Source organism: Halorubrum rubrum (assembly GCF_024494685.1).
Lineage (GTDB): Archaea > Halobacteriota > Halobacteria > Halobacteriales > Haloferacaceae > Halorubrum > Halorubrum rubrum.
This window is the reverse complement of the sequence record NZ_JANHDM010000012.1, coordinates 25702-42149: the sequence shown is the minus strand read 5'-3', so window position 1 is coordinate 42149 and position 16448 is coordinate 25702. Positions and strand designations below refer to the sequence as shown.

Here is a 16448-nt window from a genome sequence, read left to right as displayed (position 1 = left end):
AGGGACGCCGCAGACAAAAGTCTCGGCACGTCCCGCCCGGATCGTAACCCCTTTTGAAGCCGTAAGCGGCGTACCGGTGTGAGCAACGCCGACAGCCGGTCACAGTTCTGGGCGCTCTACCTCACGCGGTTCGCGGAAGGGTTCGGCTTCATCACGCTGCTGACGCTTCTCCCGACGTACATCAACACGCTGGACCCGCAGGCGACGACCGTGCTCGGCGTGACCGTCTCGGCGGGGTTCGTCATCGGGATGTACACCACCGGCTTCACGCTGGCGCAGACGGTCGCGGTGGTGCCGCTCGCGTGGGCTGGCGACCGGTTCGACAAGCGGCGCGTGCTCCTCGTCGTCCTCGCGGTCGGCGCGGCCGTATACGCGCTGTTCCCGGTCGTCGACTCCTCCGCGTCGTTCGTCCTGATCCGCGGGCTCCAGGGGGTCGCGGTGACCGGCGCGTCGCTGATGACGCTCTCGCTCGTCGGTCAGATCGCCGAGACGGGAACCCGCGCCGACAAGATCGGCAAGGCGAACGCGGCCTCGTTTTCGGCCTCCATCGTCGGGTCGCTGTCGGCGGGCGTGATCTACGACGCCGTCGGCTTCGGCCCCATCTTCACCGTCATCACCGTGTTGATCGTCCTCGCGTGGGTCGTCGTCTGGGGCGTCCTCGACCCCGACCCGACGCGCGCCGAGGGATTTCCGTTCGCCGACCTGGCGCTCAACCGGAAGATCGTCTCGATCACGGCGTTCCGCGCGCAGTACGCCTTCGCCGTGACGATGGTCCGGACGTGGGTGCCGATCTACGCCGGGACCGCGATGGCCTCCGGCGGCCTCGCCGTCGGCGCGACCGCGGTCGCGGTCACCGTCACGATGGAGAAGGCGACGAACATGGTCGGCCAGCTGTTCACCGGCAGGCTCTCCGACGGCTACGGCCGGTCGCTCTTCGTCTTCGCCGGCGGCGGAGCCTACGGGCTGGTCGCGGTGTGTATTCCCCTCGCGCCCGCGGTCGGGACCGCTCTCGGGGCCGACGTGACGCTCCCGTTCCTCGGCCCGCTCCCGCCGGCGTACCTCCCGCTCGTCGCCTTCTCGGGGCTGCTCGGCGTGACCGACTCCTTCCGCGAGCCCGCGAGCATGGCGCTCTTCGCGGACGAGGGGACCGACGAGGGCGGCGTCGCCTCGAGCTTCGGCATCCGTGAACTCGTCTGGCGGCCCGGCTCGGTCGCGGGGCCGCTGGTCGCCGGGTGGCTGATGGTCGAGGTGAGCATGGCCTCGGTGTTCCTCGTCGGCGGCGCGTTCGCGATCACGGGCGTCCTCGCGTTCCTCGCGCTCCTGGCCCGCGACCACGGCCGGGCCGCGCTGACGACGTGGTGAGCGGTCGGTCGACAGTGCGGGATCGGTCCGATTCCGCGGGTCGTCGATGGACGGTCGGCCACGATCCCCGGCGATCCTTTCAGGGAGTGGAAGATTGAAACCCCGAACCGCGGTGTATCGGGTAGTGGTGTCCCTCGCACGCTACGTTTCCGTACCGAGACGGGTGATCGCGGACCTCCAGGGCGACGACCGCGGGAAGGCGCTCGCGGCGGTCGCGTTCGGCTGGTTCCTCTCGATCAGCACCCGGATGATCTACCCGGCGCTCCTCCCCTCGATCCGGTCGGCGTACGGTCTCACGCTCACGACGGCGGGACTGCTGTTGACCGTGCTGTGGGTCGCCTACGGGGTCGGCCAACTCCCCGGCGGGATGCTCGCCGACTGGGCGGGCGAGCGGACGCTGCTCGTCGCCAGCTCGCTTCTCGCGGCCGCGATGCTCGCGCTCGTCGTGGTCGCCGAGTCGCCGCCGGTGCTGTTCGTCGGGACCGCGCTGTTCGGGCTCGGGACGGCGACGTACGGGGTCTCCCGCTTCACCGTCCTCAAGGACATCTACCCGGACCGGCTCGGCACGGCGACCGGGGTGACGATGGCCGCGGGCGACGTGGGAAACGCGGTGATGCCGCCGGCGGCGGGCGCGCTCGCGGGCGCGGTCGCCTGGCAGTACGGCTTCGGCGTCGTGATCCCCTTCTTCGTCGTCGCGGCGGTCGCACTGTGGTTCACGGTCCCGTCCGACGCCTCCGACACCGTCCCGGTCCGCGAGGCGTTCTCGGTCGACGACCTCGCGCCGCTGTTCCGGCGGCCGGTCGTCCGTCACTCGATGGTCCTGCTCGTGTTGTGGGCGACGGTCGTCCAGGCGTTCATCGGCTTCTACCCGACGTACCTGATCGACGTGAAGGGGTTCTCCTCGACGACCGCGACCGTCCTGTTCGGCTTCTTCTTCGCGCTCGGGAGCCTGATCAAGCCGGTCGCGGGGCGGGCGTACGACCGCGTCGGCGTCCGGTCTCCCCTGGCGGTCATGATGGGGATAACCGCCCTGACGCTCGCCGCGCTTCCGTTCGCGAGCGGGCTCCCGTCGTTCGTCGCGCTCACGGTGCTCGCGAGCGCCATCCTCGGCTACGAGACGGTCGTCATCTCCAACCTGACCGACCGGCTCCCGGACGGCTCGCGGGGGAGCAAGCTCGGCGCGCTGCGCACGGTGTACATCATGGTCGGGGCGTTGAGCCCCGTCGCCTTCGGGGCGGTCGCCGACCGCGGCTACTTCGACGAGGGCTTCCTCGGCATCGCGGCAGTGAGCGCCGTCGTCGTGGCGTTCGCGCTCGCGTACGTCGACTACTAGGGATTCAAGGGGGGCGGCCCGACTACCGTCGTTTGGCGAGCGCCGCGCGGTAGTGGTAGCCGTCCTCGCCGCGGACGACGTCGACGACCTTCCAGCCGGTCCCGACGGCGGCCTCCCGCAACCGGCCGGGGGTGAACAACCGGAGCTGGAGGACGGGGTCGCACTCGTCCTCGTACTCGAAGAACATCACGCGGTGAGCGAGGCCGGGCGTTGGGTCCTCCCGATACCCGATCAGCTCGCTCGTGGCCGGGTGGTCCGGGTCGTAACAGTCGACGACGGCGGTCCCGTCGGGCCGGACGACGAACGCGAGGTCGGCGAGGAACGCGGAGAGTCCCCGCATCGACCCGACGAGCCCGATGTGGGTCCCATTCAACAGCGCGGAGCCGAACCGGTCGCGCTCGAAGTCGTCCCCGAGACCGAACATGCTCCCCTCGCGGGCGTCCGCGACGCCGCGTTCGCGCATCGTCTCCACGAGCGCCGGACTCGGCTCGATCGCGACGGTCTCGAACCGCTCCTGGAAGTAGAGCGCGTGCCGGCCGGTTCCGGCCCCGACGTCGAGCAGCGGCCCCTGGAGGTGGGACTCGAGCCACGCGTTCGTCCCCACCGCGGGGTCGAACGGCGTGAAGTAGAACGACTCGATGGGGTGTTCGACGGTCTCCGCGCCGTCCGAGTGGAGGAGGGGTTCGGTCCGCTCGCCGCGGTGGTGGTCCCGGATCGCCCGGCCGAAGGCGTCGGGAGCGGCCGGGGAGTCGGCCGATGAGGTGTCGGCGGGCGGGACGTCGGCGTCGGGATCCGAACCGGGGTCGGCGTCGCCCATGGCGGGTGACACGACGCGACCCGGCAAAAACCCCCGTTGAGGCTCGGTACCGCGGTACGAGCGACGACGACCTCGAGTCGCGAGACGGGACCGATCGGTTTTGGCAGGCCTAAAAACCGGAACCGTTTTGTGTGTTTAGGTTGCCCTAAATCGTGTGCCGAGGGATCCGACGCCGCTCGCGATCGACGCGGATCGCCCGATCCGGCGCTCGCGAGGGGGCGGGCGGCCGTGACGCGGACCGCGCGGTACCTCCTCGCGTTGTACATCGCGGAGCATCGGTCGTCGCCGCCGGTGTCCCCCGGACGCGTCGCGGAGCTGGTCGACCGCTCCCCGGCCGCGGCGACGGAGATGCTCCAGCGACTCGAGGCGGACGGCCTCGTCGATCGCGAGCCGTATCGAGGCGCGACGCTGACCGACGCCGGCCGCGAGCACGCGAGCGATCTCCACGAGACGTACGTCGCGCTCTCGTGGTTCTTCCGGGACGTCCTCGACCTCGACGCACACGAGCGCGAGGCCATGGAGATGGCCGGCCTGTTGAGTCCCGACGTCGCCGACCGGCTCGTCACCCTCCTCGTCGACGGCGGCGACCGCGACGCGAACGTTCCCTCCAACGTGCCGACCCTCCCGTCGTCGCGGGAGTGAACCGAGCGGGCCCTCGTTCGAGACGACGGGGAGCGCCGCCCGCGACCGGATCATTTTTGTTTTAGGTATACCTAAAGAGAGTCGATGCCAACAGGAGCGCGGTCCCACAGCGAGCCCCGCCACGGATCCGATCGTGAGCCCGAATCGGCCCGGAAGCCCGAGGTGACCGTCTGTGAGGGATGTCCTGGGCGCTCGGTCTTCATCGAATCCGACAACACGGACGGGTGGATCGCGATGGATGACCCCGTCGACGTACCCCGATGACCGATCACGACGACGCCTCCGAAGTCGACGCCCTCGACGGCGACGACTCGTCCGCGACCGACGACTCGCCCGCGGTCGACGACCCCTCCGCGAGCGAACCCGGCGGCTCGTCCGAATCGGACCTCGACGAGGGAGACGATCCGTCCTCGGAGACGGCGTCGGATCCGACGCTCATCCGTTCGGGTCGGAACTTCGAGCGCGAGTACCGGCTCGACGCGAGCGAGGCGGGGGCGTTCCTGGTCGAGTTGGGCGAGAAGCTCCAAGACGGCGACGAGCTTCGGCTCGCGACCGACGAGTGGGAGTTGCCCTTCGCGTTCGGCGAACCCGTCGAACTCGAGATCGACTTCGAGGGAACCGGCGAGCCGAGCTTGGAGATAGAAGTGGAGCTGCCCGGCCGAACCGACGACGTCGCCCCGGACGTCAGGTGAGAGTTTCCGGTCCGGTTCGGTCCGAGCGTATCGGTCCGGATCGAGGGGTTCGGTCCGGTTCGAACGTTCGATGAGCGGTTCCGGTCCCGGAGCCGACGGTCGTGTTAGTGCGTCGCGGAGTCGGTGACGAGGGTGTCGTCCTCGAGATAGTGTTCGATGTGGTGGGCGTGTTCCTCGATGGTCTCCAACTGTTCGCGGAGTATCTCGCCCGTGGCGTAGTCGCCGAGCCCGTCGGCGAGTTCGATGTGCTGCCGGTAACTCTCGATCATGTCGCCCATCATCTCGAGGTCGTTGGCGAGGGAGGTGCGAACGTCGTAGACGTCCTCGTCCTCCGGCTCCACGGTGGCGTTCTCCGCGAGCGTCGTCATGCTGGCGTGCGGGACGCCGCCGAGGGCCTGGAGCCGCTCGGCCAGTTCGTCGGCGGCCGCCTCGACGTCCTCGTACACCTCCTGTAAGAAGACGTGGACGTCGAGGAACTCCGCGCCCTCGACGTTCCAGTGGTGCTTGTGAAGCTGGTGGTAGAGTACGTACGCGTCCGCGAGATCGGAGTTCAACGCCTCGATTATCTGCTCGGCCTTCTCGGTCTCGAATCTGAGGGCGTTCTCCTCGACGGTGCCCGCGCGCTGTCGCGTTTCCTTCTGCGTGCTCATAACGACTCGATATACGACCCGCACCTACTTATATCTTATCAACATGTAAACACTTTTCGTACGACCTAAAACTCGGGGTTCGTCGAGTTCACCACGGTGAAATCGGTCGCCCGTCCGAAATGTTGACAACTGAAATGGAACCGTTCACCGGAGACCGTTTCGTCGACGGATCCCCGAATTTGCCGGTAGAATTCGAGTGCTTATTGGACGGGTGTTTCAGTAGAGATCGGGGTGATGAGAACGGGATCGGTATTGGGATGATGAACATCTCCAAAGCCCGAGTCGCTCGGCTGTACGCGGTGAAACAACCGACTGCGGAGAACGCCTCCAAAGCCCCAGTCGCGAGGACTCGCGCGACTCGTTGCGCGCTTCAGTCACTCACTCCGTTCGTTCCTTCCAGTGCTTACGTCGCCGAGCTTCGTCCTCGCGACTGCCCCGTTGAGTTCCACCCGACCGCACCACCGGAAGACGGTCCTGCGCTCACTTCGTTCGCTGCGCGGGCTGCGACTTCCATGCTCCCGCTCGTTCCACTCGCGGGAACGCACCCGCACCTCACGCCTCCCCAGCCTCGCCGCTCGCGCTTTCAGCGCTCGCGGCGTCCCTCGCGGGCCGGTCGCGGGCCTCCGGCCCGCTTCCGGGCGCGCCGACCGCTCGGGCGAGCTCACTCCGTCGCCTGTACTGATCGCAGGGGGTGACGAACGTATCCTCCGAAGGCTCTCAACGGGGTCTCCGATCCCGTTCGCCGGCGTTTCGCCGGTTCTACTCGTTCGGGTCCTCGCCGCGGGCGCGCTCGTACATCGCGAGCGCCTCCTCGCGGCGCGCGGAGTGGTCGACGATCGGGTCCGGGTAGTCGGGCGCGGCGTTCGCGCGCTGGGTCGGGGAGAGCTCGTGCCAGCCGTGGACGACCTCGGGGTCGAGCCCCCGGAGTTCCGGGACGTGTTCGGAGACGTACTCGGCGTCGGGGTCGTAGCGTTCGCCCTGCGTCATCGGGTTGAAGATCCGGAAGTACGGCTGGGCGTCGGTCCCGGTCGAGGCCGCCCACTGCCACCCGCCGTTGTCGTTGGCGGTGTCGTGGTCGGCCAGCGTCTCACGGAAGTGGTCGTAGCCGTGCCGCCAGTCGGCCAGCAGGTCCTTCGTCAGGAAGGAGGCGACGATCATGCGAACGCGGTTGTGCATGTACGCCTCCTCGCGGAGCTGGCGCATCCCCGCGTCGACGATCGGATACCCCGTCTCGCCGCGCTTCCACGCGGCGATCTCTTCGGGGTCGTCGCGCCAGCCGATCGCCGCCTCGTACTGCTTGTAGTTCTCCGTTACCACCGAGGGGTTGTGAAACAGCACCTGCGCGTAGAACTCCCCCCACGCGAGCTGCGCCTGGAACTCCGCTACGCCCTCCTCGGCGTCCTCCTCGGGACGGTCCGCCGCGGTCGCCATCGCCTCCTCCGTGGCGGCGTACACCTCCCGGATACCGATCTCGCCGTACTTCAGGAACGTCGAGAGCCGGGAGGTTCCCTCGTGAGCGGGGTAGTCGCGGTCGTCCGCGTAGGTGAACACGTCGTCCGCGAGGAACGCCGAGAGCCGCCCTCGAGCCGCCTCGGTCCCGGCGGGGCCGACCGCGGCGTCGGGCTCCGCGAACCCCAGGTCGGCGGGCGTCGGGAGGTCGCCGACGGCGACGCTTACGTCGTCTCCGTCGCCGACGGCTCCCTCCACGAGTTCTCCCTCGTCGACCAGATCCGTCCTCTCGGGCGTCGGTGCCGGCGCGTCCTTCTCGCGATCCCGCCACTTCTTCCGGTAGTAGGAGTAGACGGAGTAGGGGTCGCCCGCGTTCGTCCGGATCGCGTCGGGTTCGTGTAACACCCTGTCGTGGTGGGCGTCGCGGGCGATCCCGTCCTCCGCGAGCGCGCGTCGTACCGCCGCGTCGCGCTCGCGGGCCAGCCCCGAGTAGTCCCGGTTCCAGACCACGCGCTCGGCGTCGAGGTCGTCGGCGACCGCCGGGAGGACCGTGGTCGGGTCGCCGCGGGCGACGAGCAGGTCGCTTCCGCGGTCGCGGTAGGCGTCGCGAAGCGCGGTTAGCCCGTCGAGCAAGCGTCGCACGCGGACGTCGCTCGCGTGCGAGAGCACGTCCGGATCGAAGACGAAGACGGGCGCGACCGCGCCACGGTCGGCCGCGGCGGCGAGTCCGACGTTGTCGGCGATCCGGAGGTCCCGTCGGTGCCAGAACAGGTCCATGGCGATCCCACGGCGGCCGGGACCGTGAAACCACCGTCGCGTCACCGTCGAACCCGTGTCGTCTTCCGCCGCTCAGAGTTGCCGACCACGGGTGTACCGGACGTGTGCGACCGCGGCGACGAGAAGCAGGACCGTCATCGCGGTCATCACGGCGGCCGGACCGAGCGTGGCGAAGGGGGGCGTTCCGGTGGCGTACGCGAGGGTGACCACGGCGAAGAGCCCCGTCAATCCCAGGTAGAACTCCGACCAGGTGAACTCGTTCTCGCCGACGACCTCCAGGTACGCGTCGAAGTCGCCCGCCGCCGCGGCGAGCGTCACCAGTCCCGAGTTCCGATCGTACTCGATCACGCCGCTGCGTTCCATCCGCGGCAGGTGTGACTGGTACAGCGACGTGTAGAGCCGCTTCCGTTGTGTGTAGGTCACCTCGACCGGCTCGACCCCGTTCTCCTCGGCGGCGATGACCGTCGCCAGTTCGCGGAGCTTGATCTCCCCGCCGTTTCGTCGGAGGAACCGAAGCACGTGCCTGCGCCGTCCATTGCTCAACAGCGCGAACACCTCGTCCGTCGGAATGTGATCCGACTCACCTCCTCCGTCGTCCGCTGCATCCCGGTCGTCCGCCACAACGTCGTTCTCGGCCGCCACGGGATCCGCCGGCTCGCCTGGATCGCCGTCCAGTACGTCGTCTCGTTCCGATGATATCTGATCCATTTTGGGTCTCGTCTCCTGTTCGTCCGTCGGTTCCGATCGGACCGGGTCGGTCGCAGTTCGAAGGCTACACGGCCTCCGAGAACTGTACGACCGATCGCTCGCGAACGGCGACTGCTTCCGCGCGAGGTAGTTGTTTCCGGGGACGGCAGCCCCCTTCGAGGAGTTTCTGCCTCCGTGACCCGGCGGCCGAGCGCGAGCGCTCGCGGCCGCCGTGGTATCGTCACACTGTTAGATACCTCGTCACACATTAACAGTTTCTATACTTCTTTTTTCTTATAGTTAGGCGAGGAGAACGGGTCGATCGGCGTTCGGTCTCTCGATTTGTTCCCCAGATAATGTGAAATTAATTAAATTTTTGTGCTCCCCTTCTGTAGTCCCCGTCCTGATGGGGGGACACACCGAGCTCACGACGACCGACGAGATGGCCCCCTCAGACGCCGGTTCGGCCGGATCGGAGGGCCCGACTCACGACGAGATCTTCGACGTCCTCTGTAACGAGCGGCGGCGGTACGTGCTCCGGTACCTCAGAGAGCGTTCGGAGGAGCAGTTCCATCTCGGTGACATGGTCGAGACGATCGCCGCCTGGGAGAACGACAAGCGGGTCGGCGACGTCGAGTACGCCGAACGGAAGCGGGTGTACACGGCGCTTCGGCAGACGCACCTCCCGAAGCTCGACGAGACCGGCGTGATCGAGTACGACGGTCGGCGCGGAGAGCTCCGGCCGACCGACGGCATGGCCGATGTCCAGCTCTACCTCGATTACGTCCCCGAAAACGAGATCCCTTGGGCGCGGTACTACCTCGGCCTCTCGCTCGTCGCGGTCCTGCTCTTTCTCGGAGCCGTGTTCGTCGGAACGACCTTCGGCGTCGTCTCCTTATCGACCGCGGAAATCATCGTCGCGGCGTTTCTCGTCTCGTCGAGCGTTCACACGTACCGAACCCGCCGAAACGCTCTTCACCGACGCCCCTCCGGGCGGACCTGAGTGATCGGCGATGCGTTCACCGCTCGAAGAAACGGTTCGAGCCGCGGTCGCGGAGGAGACGATCCCCCGCGAAACGGTCTTCGAGATCCTCCGCAACGAGCGACGACGACACGTGCTCCGGTTCTTGAAGGCGCACGCCGATCGTCCGGTCGCGTTCGACGACCTCGTCGAGTACGTGGCCGCACGCGAGAACGGCGTCTCCTCCGACGAACTCACCGCGAGGCAGCGAAAGCGCGTCTACTCCGGACTGACGCAGACGCACCTCCCCATGCTGGAGGAGCGCGACGTGATCCGCTACGACCCCGAAACGGGCCGCGTCGATCTCACGAGCAGGGCCCGCCGCGTGGAGTTCTACCTTGAACCCGTCCCCGAGAGCCGTATCCCCTGGAGCTACTATTTCCTCGGCCTCTCGCTCGTCGGCGCCGCCCTCCTCGGGTTGAAGGCACTCGGGGTCCCGCCGTTCGGCTCGCTTCCCGTGGCCGCCCTCCTGGGGTTCATCATCCTCGCGTTCCTGACTTCGTCCGCGGCTTGCGTCCGGGAGACGAACCGGAACCGCCTGGGTGCCGGCCTCGACGAGGAGTGATCGCGCTCGCCGGAGGAAACCGGCTCGAGCGTCCGACTCCGGAACTCACAGGTTCAGAAGGTAATCGACGACCGGGATCAGGATCAAAAGCAGAACCAAAAGCCGGAGCACGTTCCGTTTCGTCAGGAGGCGATAGCCGCCGGTTCGGCCGCTATCGAGGCGAATACGACCGATCCTGGGACGCCGCGGATCGTCCGGTTGGTCGTTCGATTTCATCGCTCGGTTTTATTTCCGACGTTACCGCCGTTCCGCGGGTCAGTCGAGACGGACCGTACCGGTCTCGCGGACGGGCCGTGTCCCACCGCGTCCGAGCGAATCCGTTCCGCGGATCGATCGAGGGCTGGCCCCGCGGATCGATCGAGAGCCGGCCCGTCGGTATTCACGTCGTCAATGGATGAGTTCACCGTTGACGGCGATCGGCTTGCGTTCGACGTCGGTCCTCGAATGTACACGTCCGTGTGATCCGCGGTTGTGTTACGGTGCCCCCGTAGTTCCGGAATCGGTGTTCGACTCGGACCCGTTCATCGTCTGGCCGCTCCCGTCGTTGTGCCGACACTGTTCGGCGTAGAATCCCAGATCGAAGCTCACGGTATCACCCTGAACCTCGTTGCCGACCTCACGGGGGAGCCACCACGCGAACCCGACGAAACTCGTGACGCCCGGATCGAAACACTCGCGGTTCTCGTCGTCCGGATCGTCGGCGAGTTCGTCGAACTCGGTCGAGCGATCTCCGTCGAGGGGGATCCCGTTTCCGTCGGCCAGGGCCTCGAGGTCGTCAGCGAGCGTTCCTCGATGGAACACCTCCTCGGTCATCGCGACGTTCTCGAGGATGTCGTTGCGGATCGTCCCGATGTCGTCGACGGCGGCGGCGCTGTAGTAGTCGGCGTCGTCGCCCGCGATGTGGTCCCGGAGGTACGCTTTGAGCGTCGCCACGGCGGGTCCGTCCGCACAGACGTTCGCGTCCGAGTTGCCGGTGATCGACCCGGCGTCGTTGATGCCGACCGCCAGGATCCGGTGATCGGCCCGGACCGCGTCCGCGACCGCTGCGGTCTCACAGAGTTCCGCGTCCTCGACGACGGCGTTGCTCGGATCGCCTTCGGTGTAATCGCCAGGGGTGTACCCGCCGTCGATCGGGAACTCGTCGTACCCGGCGTTCGGGTAGTTCGGCCCGCCGTCGGTGAACATCACGATGAACGTCTCCGCGTTCGATCGCCCGTTGACGGACAGCTCCTCGGCCGCGACGTCGAGCGCCGCGGGCATCGGCGTGTTTCCGCCCGCGGAGAGCCCGGAGAACTGGACGGGCCCGTCGGCCAGCGCGGTGAAGTCGTCGACCGCGCCGTTCCCGAACGAGAGTCCGCCGACTCGGGCGTTCCCGGTCGCGTCGAGGTCGTTCGCGAGGTCGTTCGCCTCGCTGGTCAGGTCGTCAACCTCGCTCTGACCGAGCGACCCCGACGTGTCGACCGCGATCATCACGTCGACCTCGCCGATCGACGTGTCGATGACGTTGTTGCCGTTCGGGTCGTACCACCAGGCGGTCCGGACGTTCTCCGCCAGGTCGGGGTCGTTTTCGTCGTCGCCTTCCGCCTCCCGTTCGGGTTCCGGATTCGCCCCGCCGCTCTCGTTCACGTCCGCCGCCTGGAGCCAGACGTACCCCGGATTGTCACAGAGGTGAAGACTCAGGGTGAGTTCGCCGAAGTCCCCCGGTTTGACGTCGTCGAGGTTGACGAGCGGGAGCGGAGTCCCGTCGGAACCCATCGTGTCGTCGGTGTCGCTACGGTAACCGTTCGTCGGATCGAGGTGTTCGGCCATGTCCGCGCCGTGCTCGCACGGCTGGTAGGAGAACTCCTGCTCCTCGAGGCTCATCTCCTGGACCCCGTCGTCGTTCGGGTCGGGGAACGCCTCGATCGCGGTCCCGTCCATGAACGTCTCCAGGTCCTCCTCGCTCACGGCGATCATCGGGTTCTCCGGATCGGGAAGCCCGACCTGGTCGTCGCCGACCTCCTCGGCGCTATCGACGTGATCGACGTCGACGCCGACGTCGAAGTCGTCCCAGTAGTGTTCCTCCCAGTCGACCTTCAGGTCCAGCTCTCCCGCGGTCAGCGCGTTGCCCTCGAACGATTCCTCGTCGCTGAAGTAGGCGCTCGTTCCCAGCCCGGCTCCCGCGCTCGCGATGCCGACCGCGCCGAGGCTCGCGAGCGCCTTCCGCCGCGAGAGTTCGAATGTGTCGTGGTTGCTCATGTGTCCTCATCCCCCTCGGGGGAAACCCACCGGCGGAGTCGAACCGCCGTACACCGTGTGGGTCGTGGCCGGGTTTCGGGCTCCGGCGGACCCGGAGACCCGAACTCTCGTGGACGGTTCAGTCGGACGCGTTCGCGGTCCCGTTGGACGGGAGCCCGTTGTCGTCCTGGTAGGTCCCGTTGAACGGCTCCGCCGGCGGGTCGTCGTTGTGCCGGCTCTGGAGCGCGTAGAACCCGAGGTCGAACGCGACCGAGTCGGTCTGGATCTCGTTGCCGACGTCCGTGGGAACCTCCCACTCGAAGCCGAGACAGTGGGTCATCGCGCCCGCGAAGGGCTCGCGGTCCTCACTGGAGCGATTCCCGTCGAGGGCGATCCCGTCCTCGAGGGCGTCCATCACGTCGGCGAGGGAGCCTTCCTCGATGACCTCCTCGCCGCCGGTGATCGTCTGCCCGACCTGGGCGAACACCTGCTCGATAGCCTCCTCCGCGGTCGTGTCGTCGGCGACGACGAAGACGTTGTCCTCATCGCCGGTGAGGTCCTCCAGGAACTCCTTGTTCGCCCCCGCAACGCCGATCGCGTAGAGTTCGATGTCGCCGGGGAGTGCGTCCGCAGCATCCTCGGCCGCCGACTGGCTGTCGGGAGCGCCGTCGGTGAAGATGACCATGATGCGGTCGTGGTCATCGGGACAGTCCTCGAGGTCGTCTCCAGCCTCGGAGATCCCGTCGCTCATGCCCGTCGAACCGGTCGCGGGCAAATCGCTGAGGTCCGACCAGTCTTCGGTGACGCTGTTCACCACGTCGGCGTCGTCGGCGAACGTCGTCGCACCCACCGCGTTGTCGTCGTTGGCGTCGAGGATGTCGTTCGCGAGGTCGTTAGCCGCGTCCTCAACCGTGTCGATGTCACCGCCGATCGATCCTGACGTGTCGAGGACGAGTTGGACACACGAAGGGACCGAGGTGGTGTCGTCCTCGCCCCCGTCGAGCACGTTGTTACAGTTCTCGTCGTACCAGAGCGTGGTCTCGATCGCGTCCGCGAGCTCGCCCTCGCCGTCGATCGGATCGCTGGTCTCGTCGTTGTCCTCCTCACCCGAGTCCGCCTCCGGCTCCGTGACGGTGTTCTCGTCGTTCGCCGTCAGCGCCCCGTTCATGTACATCCACGCGTCGTTGTCACAGACGTGGAGGCTGACGGTGACCTCGCCGGAGTCGCCGGGCTTGACGTCGTCGAGGACGAAGACCGGGATCTCGTCGCCGTTGACGAGACCCAGATCCGGCGCGCAGAGGTCGGTGTCCTGGACTTCATCCGCCCACATGTCGTCCGTCTCGTTCGGCACCTCGCCGATCAGGTAGGTCCCGTCCTCGATCTCCTCGACGTCGAACGGCTCGCCGGGGCCGTCGTCGCTGTACCAGCCGTCGATCTCGTCTAGTCGCCCCGGACCGCCGGCGTACGTCGCCTTGTAGTCCAGTTTGAGGTCGAGCTCGCCCGCCGTGAGCGAGTTGCCCTCGAACGATTCCTCGTCGCTGAAGTAGGCGCTCGTGCCGAGTCCGGCGCCCGCGCTCGCGACGCCGATGCCGCCGAGCCCGGCGAGCGCCTTCCGCCGCGATATCTTGAATCCGTTGTTGTCGCTCATTTGCGTTCACCCCCCGAGGGGGAAACCCACCGGCGGAGTCGAACCGCCGTACACCGTGTGGGTTGGTGGTTCCGCGGCTGTGCCGTCTTAGATCTGAAGCGTTCCCGAGCCGTCGGTGGTGGTATCAACGTCACCGCGACCGTCGTTGGAGCTGTTCGGCGTGGCGCCGACGCCCTCGCCCCCGTCACCGCCGAAGACCTCGTTGATCTGGATCTCCGTAGGTGCGCTCGACAGATCGGCCGTGGGCGAATCGCCGTCGCCGGCGACGGCGGACCAGTCGATCACCAACGTGTACGACAGCTGATCGCTGCTCTCGTAGGCGGAGAAGCCGGGGACGTCCTCTTCGGCCACGTCGGTTCGGGCCGCCGAATCACCGCTACTCGAACCCCCGGTGTTTCGGCGGATGTACCCGCCGTCGCCGCTGGCTCCCGAGGAGCTGTTCGAGATCGCTCCGGCCCTCGCGCCGGAGTTCTCCGCGGCGTATCCGACCCGGAAGTCGTCGTCGTTGGCCGCCTCGTCGATCCCGTCGTTGTCGACGTCGATGTTCGCCTCCATGAAGTAGACGTCCTCGTTGCTGGGCCACTCGCCCTCGCCTGAATCGCCGCCGCCGTAGACGTCACCGTCCAGATCGATCCTGACGACGGTGGTCGGACCCGCGCTGACGGACGCCGTGATCCAGCTGTCGGTCGCCCGAATTCCGCCGGTCGCATCGCTCGTCAGGACCGCATCGACGAACGGGCTGTCCGGGTCGCCGTTGTGCCGGGACTGTTGGGCCGTGAACCCGATGTCGAACTCGACCGAGTCGGACTGGATCACGTTGCCGACGGCGGTCGGCACGTTCCAGTCGATACAGAGACACGGTCCCGTCTGGGTGTCCGAGTCGGGACTGGCCGGATACGCGCCGTCGTCCGTCGGCACCCACTCGTCGTCGTCCTCCACCAACCCGTCCAACAGATATCCGGTCTGGAGTTCGACGAGGAGGTCAGCGAGCGTGTAGTCCTCGGGGTTGTCGAGTTCGCGAACCGTGTCGAAGTCGTCCGGGCCTTCGGGTTCGTCCTCCGTCGGCTCACAGTACGCGACCGTCACGTGGACGTTGTCCGCGAGTTCGCCGTTGCCCGCGCCGCGGTCGCCGCCCGTGTCGTCGACGTCCTCCTCGGGCTCGGTCAGGCCGTTCTCGTACTGGGTGAAGCCGCTACTCCCCGCCCACAGCCAGGTCGGGTTGTCGACGATCTTCGGACAGAACACCAGCTTGCCCGAGTCGCCGGGCTTGAGGTCGTTGAGGACGTACTCCATCGATACGTCGCCGTCGTTCTGGTCGCTTCCGGTCGTCCCCCCGTCGATCGCCTCCGAGTTCGCGTCCGTCCAGTAGTCGACGAACAGGTCGAGCTCGCCGGCTTCCAGCGTGTTGTCCTCGAAGCTCTCCTCGTCGCTGAAGTACGCGCTCGTTCCAAGCCCGGCTCCCGCGGAGGCGGCCCCCACGGTTCCGAGCCCGATCAGTGCGTTCCGCCGTGACAGTTCGAGTTTCTCGTCTGGCATGTGGATCGACCCCGACTCGCTCGCCGGGCGTGGTAGATGGCCACGACACCCACCCCCTTAGCCAATCACACCATTTCTGATGAAACGCCGCCGTTGGACCCTGAAACGTCGTATTCTGGCCATCAACGTGTCGTTTCTCAGAGTAAAGCGCCCGTTTGAGCCACCGATCCGACCGACCGGTTCGGCCGGATCGAGGGATCGAGATCGATCGGCAACGATCGCCGACGGCGACGGAATCCCCTCGAAGATCCGTTCCGAGTACGCACGCACTGCTCGCAATGTGCGCTCCTAACGGATGGTTACGTCCCGGTCGTGGACCGGACGACGGGAGGGGTAGATCGGGACCGTGGCCGCATGGCCCCGAGCTAACCCGACGTGCGTTGCCAGTCGTTTATCATGGTGACCCTGCCGGGGGGCGGCTCGCCGTAGGTAACGCGTACTTACGTGGGGGGGTCGTGTGTGTATCGGTGACCCGACTCAGACACGGGTCGGATCACGACACATGGCGATAACCGATCGATACGGGGGGCTCCCCGAAACGGAGATCCACGACCTGCTGCGCAACGAACGCAGGTGTCGAACGATCAAGCATCTCCAGGAGACCGTCGGAACGACCACCCTTCGGGAGCTCGCGGAGACCATCGCCGAACACGAGACCGGCGAGTCACCCCCGCCGAAGAACGTCCGCAACAGCGTCTACAACTCGCTCCACCAGACGCACCTGCCGAAGCTCGACAGACGCGGGATCGTCGAGTACGAGTCGGATCGGAAGACGATCCGGCTCGCCGAGGACGCCCGCTCCGTCGACGTGTACATGGAGGTCGTCACGCCGTACGGGATCACCTGGAGCGAGTACTACAGCCTGCTCGGCACGCTCTCGCTTTTCGTCGTCCTCGCCGCGCTGATCGGCGTCCCGGTGATCTCGGCGCTCGACCCCGTGCTCTGGGTCAGCGTCTTCCTGGCCGCGTTCGCGGTCTCGCTCGGCTACCAGCTGTGGACCGACCGGTGGGTGTACCTCAACGCGCTCTTCGGGTGAGTCGCTTCCGCGACCG

General features: G+C 67.2%; 15 protein-coding genes. 8 read left to right on the top strand and 7 right to left on the bottom strand.

Annotated features, from left to right (window positions below):
• Window positions 1–78: 78 nt before the first annotated feature.
• Window positions 79–1362: an MFS transporter gene (locus tag NO889_RS13115; RefSeq protein WP_256412698.1), complete on the top strand. Its 1284-nt coding sequence runs from the start codon at window positions 79–81 to the stop codon at window positions 1360–1362.
• 127 nt (window positions 1363–1489) lie between these two features.
• Window positions 1490–2695 carry an MFS transporter gene (locus NO889_RS13110; protein WP_256412697.1) on the top strand — a complete coding sequence of 402 codons (1206 nt, stop codon included), beginning with the start codon at window positions 1490–1492 and terminating at the stop codon, window positions 2693–2695.
• A gap of 22 nt (window positions 2696–2717) precedes the next feature.
• On the opposite strand, the gene NO889_RS13105 is transcribed toward NO889_RS13110, so the two are convergent.
• Window positions 2718–3512, bottom strand: coding sequence for a class I SAM-dependent methyltransferase (locus NO889_RS13105; RefSeq protein ID WP_256412696.1), 795 nt, complete (start codon window positions 3510–3512; stop codon window positions 2718–2720).
• Window positions 3513–3740: 228 nt separating this feature from the next.
• Between NO889_RS13105 and NO889_RS13100 the strand changes: the two genes are divergently transcribed.
• The 3 genes from NO889_RS13100 to NO889_RS13090 all read left to right on the top strand — a co-directional run bounded on the left by NO889_RS13100 (window position 3741) and on the right by NO889_RS13090 (window position 4846).
• Window positions 3741–4154 (top strand): metal-dependent transcriptional regulator, encoded by a 414-nt coding sequence (locus NO889_RS13100; RefSeq protein ID WP_256412694.1) that lies wholly within the window; start codon window positions 3741–3743, stop codon window positions 4152–4154.
• Between the two features lie 84 nt (window positions 4155–4238).
• Window positions 4239–4418 (top strand): hypothetical protein, encoded by a 180-nt coding sequence (locus NO889_RS13095; protein WP_256412693.1) that lies wholly within the window; start codon window positions 4239–4241, stop codon window positions 4416–4418.
• A gap of 173 nt (window positions 4419–4591) precedes the next feature.
• On the top strand, window positions 4592–4846 hold the full coding sequence (locus NO889_RS13090; RefSeq protein WP_256412784.1) for an amphi-Trp domain-containing protein: 255 nt from the start codon (window positions 4592–4594) through the stop codon (window positions 4844–4846).
• 104 nt (window positions 4847–4950) lie between these two features.
• On the opposite strand, the gene dpsA is transcribed toward NO889_RS13090, so the two are convergent.
• The 3 genes from dpsA to NO889_RS13075 all read right to left on the bottom strand — a co-directional run bounded on the left by dpsA (window position 4951) and on the right by NO889_RS13075 (window position 8430).
• Window positions 4951–5496, bottom strand: a complete 546-nt coding sequence (gene dpsA, locus NO889_RS13085; RefSeq protein ID WP_256412692.1) for a DNA starvation/stationary phase protection protein DpsA — start codon at window positions 5494–5496, stop codon at window positions 4951–4953.
• A gap of 759 nt (window positions 5497–6255) precedes the next feature.
• Window positions 6256–7722, bottom strand: a complete 1467-nt coding sequence (locus NO889_RS13080; RefSeq protein ID WP_256412691.1) for a cryptochrome/photolyase family protein — start codon at window positions 7720–7722, stop codon at window positions 6256–6258.
• A 72-nt stretch (window positions 7723–7794) separates the two neighbouring features.
• A complete protein-coding gene (locus NO889_RS13075; RefSeq protein WP_256412690.1) occupies window positions 7795–8430 on the bottom strand; it encodes a DUF7344 domain-containing protein in 636 nt (211 codons plus the stop codon).
• A 385-nt stretch (window positions 8431–8815) separates the two neighbouring features.
• On the opposite strand from NO889_RS13075, the gene NO889_RS13070 reads away from it, so the two are divergent.
• Together NO889_RS13070 and NO889_RS13065 are read left to right on the top strand one after the other, a co-directional pair.
• The gene (locus NO889_RS13070; RefSeq protein WP_256412689.1) at window positions 8816–9412 is read left to right on the top strand and encodes a DUF7344 domain-containing protein; all 597 of its coding nucleotides are present in this window, start codon (window positions 8816–8818) and stop codon (window positions 9410–9412) included.
• A 10-nt stretch (window positions 9413–9422) separates the two neighbouring features.
• On the top strand, window positions 9423–9995 hold the full coding sequence (locus NO889_RS13065) for a DUF7344 domain-containing protein (RefSeq protein ID WP_256412688.1): 573 nt from the start codon (window positions 9423–9425) through the stop codon (window positions 9993–9995).
• A gap of 474 nt (window positions 9996–10469) precedes the next feature.
• Here the strand turns inward: NO889_RS13065 and NO889_RS13060 are convergent, their stop codons facing one another.
• The 3 genes from NO889_RS13060 to NO889_RS13050 form a co-directional block, all read right to left on the bottom strand.
• On the bottom strand, window positions 10470–12233 hold the full coding sequence (locus NO889_RS13060; RefSeq protein ID WP_256412687.1) for a vWA domain-containing protein: 1764 nt from the start codon (window positions 12231–12233) through the stop codon (window positions 10470–10472).
• A gap of 118 nt (window positions 12234–12351) precedes the next feature.
• Window positions 12352–13860, bottom strand: coding sequence for a vWA domain-containing protein (locus NO889_RS13055; protein WP_256412686.1), 1509 nt, complete (start codon window positions 13858–13860; stop codon window positions 12352–12354).
• A gap of 87 nt (window positions 13861–13947) precedes the next feature.
• Window positions 13948–15396, bottom strand: a complete 1449-nt coding sequence (locus NO889_RS13050) for a SipW-dependent-type signal peptide-containing protein (RefSeq protein WP_256412685.1) — start codon at window positions 15394–15396, stop codon at window positions 13948–13950.
• Between the two features lie 502 nt (window positions 15397–15898).
• On the opposite strand from NO889_RS13050, the gene NO889_RS13045 reads away from it, so the two are divergent.
• Window positions 15899–16432, top strand: a complete 534-nt coding sequence (locus tag NO889_RS13045; protein WP_256412684.1) for a DUF7344 domain-containing protein — start codon at window positions 15899–15901, stop codon at window positions 16430–16432.
• Window positions 16433–16448 lie beyond the last annotated feature (16 nt).

Bases quoted from the DNA above. Each gene is read 5' to 3' on its own strand.
- NO889_RS13105 (WP_256412696.1), bottom strand. From the start codon at position 3,512: ATGGGCGACGCCGACCCCGGTTCGGATCCCGACGCCGACGTCCCGCCC.
- NO889_RS13095 (WP_256412693.1), top strand. From the start codon at position 4,239: ATGCCAACAGGAGCGCGGTCCCACAGCGAGCCCCGCCACGGATCCGAT.
- dpsA (WP_256412692.1), bottom strand. From the start codon at position 5,496: ATGAGCACGCAGAAGGAAACGCGACAGCGCGCGGGCACCGTCGAGGAG.
- NO889_RS13080 (WP_256412691.1), bottom strand. From the start codon at position 7,722: ATGGACCTGTTCTGGCACCGACGGGACCTCCGGATCGCCGACAACGTC.
- NO889_RS13075 (WP_256412690.1), bottom strand. From the start codon at position 8,430: ATGGATCAGATATCATCGGAACGAGACGACGTACTGGACGGCGATCCA.
- NO889_RS13070 (WP_256412689.1), top strand. From the start codon at position 8,816: ATGGGGGGACACACCGAGCTCACGACGACCGACGAGATGGCCCCCTCA.
- NO889_RS13065 (WP_256412688.1), top strand. From the start codon at position 9,423: ATGCGTTCACCGCTCGAAGAAACGGTTCGAGCCGCGGTCGCGGAGGAG.
- NO889_RS13060 (WP_256412687.1), bottom strand. From the start codon at position 12,233: ATGAGCAACCACGACACATTCGAACTCTCGCGGCGGAAGGCGCTCGCG.
- NO889_RS13055 (WP_256412686.1), bottom strand. From the start codon at position 13,860: ATGAGCGACAACAACGGATTCAAGATATCGCGGCGGAAGGCGCTCGCC.
- NO889_RS13050 (WP_256412685.1), bottom strand. From the start codon at position 15,396: ATGCCAGACGAGAAACTCGAACTGTCACGGCGGAACGCACTGATCGGG.
- NO889_RS13045 (WP_256412684.1), top strand. From the start codon at position 15,899: ATGGCGATAACCGATCGATACGGGGGGCTCCCCGAAACGGAGATCCAC.